Source organism: Pseudomonas emilianonis, from assembly GCF_023072625.1.
Classification (GTDB): Bacteria; Pseudomonadota; Gammaproteobacteria; order Pseudomonadales; family Pseudomonadaceae; genus Aquipseudomonas; species Aquipseudomonas paraveronii.
Genome location: NZ_JAKNRV010000415.1, coordinates 1 through 4,151, shown reverse-complemented (window position 1 = coordinate 4,151; position 4,151 = coordinate 1). Strand labels below are relative to the sequence as shown.

The window sequence follows — 4,151 nt, the reverse complement described above, 5'->3', positions numbered from 1 at the left end:
GCCGTGTTGCTGCTGTCGGCCGCGCTGTGCATCGGTATTTATCGCCGGCGCCTGCCAGAACAACCCTACCCGGACAACCTGCTGGTCAAGATTGGCCGTCGCACCCTGCGCCTGCCCGGTCGGCGCCCAGCGCATCAACCTGCGTGTGGTGGACGGTGAGCGTCTCGGCCTGTCGGTCGACGAAACCACCACCCAGGCCGATATCGAAACCTTGTGGGCACTCTTCGCCGACGGTAACGCCCTGCCGAACTTCGCCGCCAAGGTTGAAGGCAGCCTGCCGGCCGCGCTGCTGCGTCAGTCGCCGATCCTCAGCCACCCGGTGTTCAACCGTTATCACTCCGAAACCGAGCTGATGCGCTACCTGCGCAAGCTGGCCGACAAGGACCTGGCGCTGGACCGCACCATGATCCCGCTGGGCTCCTGCACCATGAAGCTCAACGCCGCCAGCGAAATGATCCCGGTGACCTGGGCCGAGTTCGGTGCGCTGCACCCGTTCGCCCCAGCCGAGCAAAGCGCCGGCTACCTGCAACTGACCACCGAGCTGGAAGCCATGCTCTGCGCGGCCACCGGGTATGACGCGATCTCGCTGCAACCGAACGCCGGTTCCCAGGGTGAATACGCAGGCATGCTGGCGATTCGTGCCTATCACCAGAGCCGTGGCGATGAGCGCCGCGACATCTGCCTGATCCCGTCATCGGCCCACGGCACCAACCCGGCCACCGCCCACATGGCCGGCATGCGTGTGGTGGTGACCGCCTGCGACACCCGAGGCAACGTCGACATCGAAGACCTGCGCGCCAAAGCCATCGAGCACCGCGACCACCTCGCTGCGCTGATGATCACCTACCCGTCGACCCACGGCGTGTTCGAAGAAGGTATCCGCGAGATCTGCGGGATCATTCACGACAACGGCGGCCAGGTGTACATCGACGGCGCCAACATGAACGCCATGGTTGGCCTGTGCGCGCCGGGCAAGTTCGGCGGCGACGTGTCCCACCTGAACCTGCACAAGACCTTCTGCATCCCGCACGGCGGTGGCGGCCCGGGCGTTGGCCCGATCGGCGTCAAATCGCACCTGAGCCCATTCCTGCCCGGCCACGCGACCATGGCACACAAGGAAGGCGCGGTGTGCGCGGCACCGTTCGGCAGCGCAAGCATCCTGCCGATCACCTGGATGTACATCAGCATGATGGGCGGCGCGGGCCTCAAGCGCGCTTCGCAGTTGGCGATCCTGAATGCCAACTACATTTCCCGTCGCCTGGAAGAGCACTACCCGGTGCTCTACACCGGCAGCAACGGCTTGGTGGCGCATGAATGCATCCTCGACCTGCGCCCGTTGAAAGACAGCAGCGGCATCAGCGTAGATGACGTGGCCAAGCGCCTGATCGACTTCGGGTTCCACGCGCCGACCATGTCGTTCCCGGTGGCCGGCACCTTGATGATCGAGCCGACCGAAAGCGAATCCAAGGAAGAACTGGACCGCTTCTGCGACGCGATGATCGCCATCCGCGAAGAAATCCGCGCAGTCGAAAACGGCACCTTGGACAAGGACGACAACCCCCTGAAAAACGCCCCGCACACAGCCGCAGAACTGGTGGGCGAATGGAGCCACCCTTACAGCCGTGAACAAGCGGTGTACCCGGTGGCGTCGTTGATCGACGGCAAGTACTGGCCGCCGGTTGGCCGGGTCGACAACGTGTTCGGCGATCGCAACCTGGTGTGTGCGTGCCCTTCAATCGAGAGCTACGCATAACCTGAAGACGCACTCGATCAACAATGTGGGAGGGGGCTTGCCCCCGATAGCGGTGGATCAGTTATCTATTGATCGACTGACACACCGCCATCGGGGGCAAGCCCCCTCCCACACTTTGATCGGGTACACCCGACACCTAATAAGAAACCGGAGAACAACCCATGGCTTTAAGCGTGTTCGACCTGTTCAAGATTGGCATCGGCCCCTCCAGCTCCCACACCGTCGGCCCGATGCGCGCCGCCGCCCGCTTTGTCGAGGGGTTGCGCCGTGACGACCTGCTGAGCGCCACCACCTGCGTCAAGGTGGAACTCTATGGCTCACTCGGCGCTACCGGCAAAGGCCACGGCAGCGACAAGGCCGTGCTGCTAGGCCTGGAAGGCGAACACCCGGACACCGTGAACACAGAAACCATCGCCGCGCGCCTGGCACAGATGCGCAGCGACGGCCGCTTGAACCTGCTCGGCGAACACAGCATTGCGTTCAACGAGAAAGAACACCTGGCGATGATTCGCAAACCCCTCGCCTATCACCCCAACGGCATGATCTTTCGCGCCTTTGACGCCGCCGGTATCCAGATCCGCAGCCGCGAGTACTACTCGGTGGGCGGCGGTTTTGTGGTGGATGAAGACGCCGCCGGCGCCGACCGGATCGTCGAAGACGCCACCCCCCTGACCTTCCCGTTCAAGAGCGCCAAGGACTTGCTCGGTCATTGCGCCACCTACGGGCTGTCCATCAGCCAAGTGATGCTGACCAATGAAAGTGCCTGGCGCCCCGAAGCCGAAACCCGCAACGGTCTGCTGAAGATCTGGCAGGTGATGCAGGACTGTGTGGACGCCGGCTGTCGCAACGAAGGGATCTTGCCGGGAGGCTTGAAGGTCAAGCGTCGTGCCGCTGCCCTGCATCGCCAGCTATGCAAGAACCCTGAGTCAGCCCTGCGCGACCCGTTGTCGGTACTCGATTGGGTCAACCTGTACGCGCTGGCGGTCAACGAAGAAAACGCCAATGGCGGGCGCGTGGTTACGGCGCCCACCAACGGTGCCGCCGGGATTGTGCCGGCAGTGCTGCATTACTACATGCGCTTTATCCCCGGCGCGAATGAAGACGGCGTGGTGCGCTTTCTGCTCACCGCCGCCGCCATCGGAATTCTGTACAAGGAAAACGCATCAATCTCCGGCGCCGAAGTTGGCTGCCAGGGTGAAGTCGGCGTGGCCTGCTCGATGGCCGCCGGTGCGCTGTGCGAAGTATTGGGCGGCAGCGTGTCCCAGGTGGAAAACGCCGCCGAGATCGGCATGGAACACAACCTCGGCCTGACGTGCGACCCGATTGGCGGCCTGGTGCAAGTGCCGTGCATCGAGCGCAATGCCATGGGCTCGGTCAAAGCCATCAATGCAGTGCGCATGGCCTTGCGCGGCGATGGGCAGCATTTTGTGTCCCTCGACAAGGTCATCCGCACCATGCGCCAGACCGGCGCCGATATGAAAAGCAAATACAAAGAAACCGCCCGTGGCGGTTTGGCGGTCAACATTATCGAGTGCTGACGCTTAGACGCGCGTCCGCACGTTTTTCAGGAGCTGAATATGTCCACCGAAACCCTGTTGAAAACCCCATTGCACGCGCTGCACATCGAACTCGGCGCGCGCATGGTGCCCTTCGCCGGCTACGACATGCCGGTGCAATACCCATTGGGCGTGATGAAAGAACACCTGCACACCCGTGATCAGGCCGGGCTGTTCGACGTGTCCCACATGGGCCAGATCCGCCTGACCGGCGCCAATGCCGCCAAGGCCCTGGAAACCCTGGTGCCGGTGGATATCATCGACCTGCCGGTTGGCATGCAGCGCTACGCCATGTTCACCAATGACCAGGGCGGCATTCTCGACGACCTGATGGTGGCCAACCTGGGTAACGACGAACTGTTCCTGGTGGTCAACGCAGCCTGCAAGGACCAGGACCTGGAGCACCTGCGCGCCAAAATTGGCGACCTGTGCACCATCGAGCCGTTGTTCGAAGAACGCGCCCTGCTCGCCCTGCAAGGCCCTGCAGCCGTGAAAGTACTGGCGCGCCTGGCCCCTGAAGTGAGCAAGATGACCTTCATGCAATTCGCGTCCCTGCGCCTGCTGGGTGTGGACTGCTACGTCAGCCGCTCCGGCTACACCGGTGAAGACGGCTTTGAAATCTCGGTGCCCGCCGCCCACGCCGAAAGCCTGGCCCGCAGCCTGCTGGCCGAGACCGAAGTCCAGGCCATTGGCCTGGGCGCCCGCGACTCGCTGCGCCTGGAAGCCGGCCTGTGCCTGTACGGCCACGATATGAACACCGACACCACCCCGATCGAAGCCAGCCTGCTGTGGGCAATCTCCAAGGCCCATCGCGCTGACGGCGCACGTGCCGGCGGCTTTCC

At 63.4% G+C, this 4,151-nt stretch carries 2 protein-coding genes and 1 pseudogene; all 3 read left to right on the top strand.

The genetic code is table 11. The annotated features are described in order from the left end of the window. Nucleotides 1-124: 124 nt before the first annotated feature. Nucleotides 125-1,753 (top strand): annotated as a pseudogene (gene gcvP, locus L9Z73_RS26520) (aminomethyl-transferring glycine dehydrogenase); the annotation flags it as partial. Between the two features lie 161 nt (nucleotides 1,754-1,914). Then, nucleotides 1,915-3,291: an L-serine ammonia-lyase gene (locus tag L9Z73_RS26515; RefSeq protein ID WP_247407505.1), complete on the top strand. Its 1,377-nt coding sequence runs from the start codon at nucleotides 1,915-1,917 to the stop codon at nucleotides 3,289-3,291. Between the two features lie 39 nt (nucleotides 3,292-3,330). Further along, a partial coding sequence (gene gcvT / locus L9Z73_RS26510) for a glycine cleavage system aminomethyltransferase GcvT (RefSeq protein WP_247407504.1) occupies nucleotides 3,331-4,151 on the top strand: 821 nt, incomplete at its 3' end.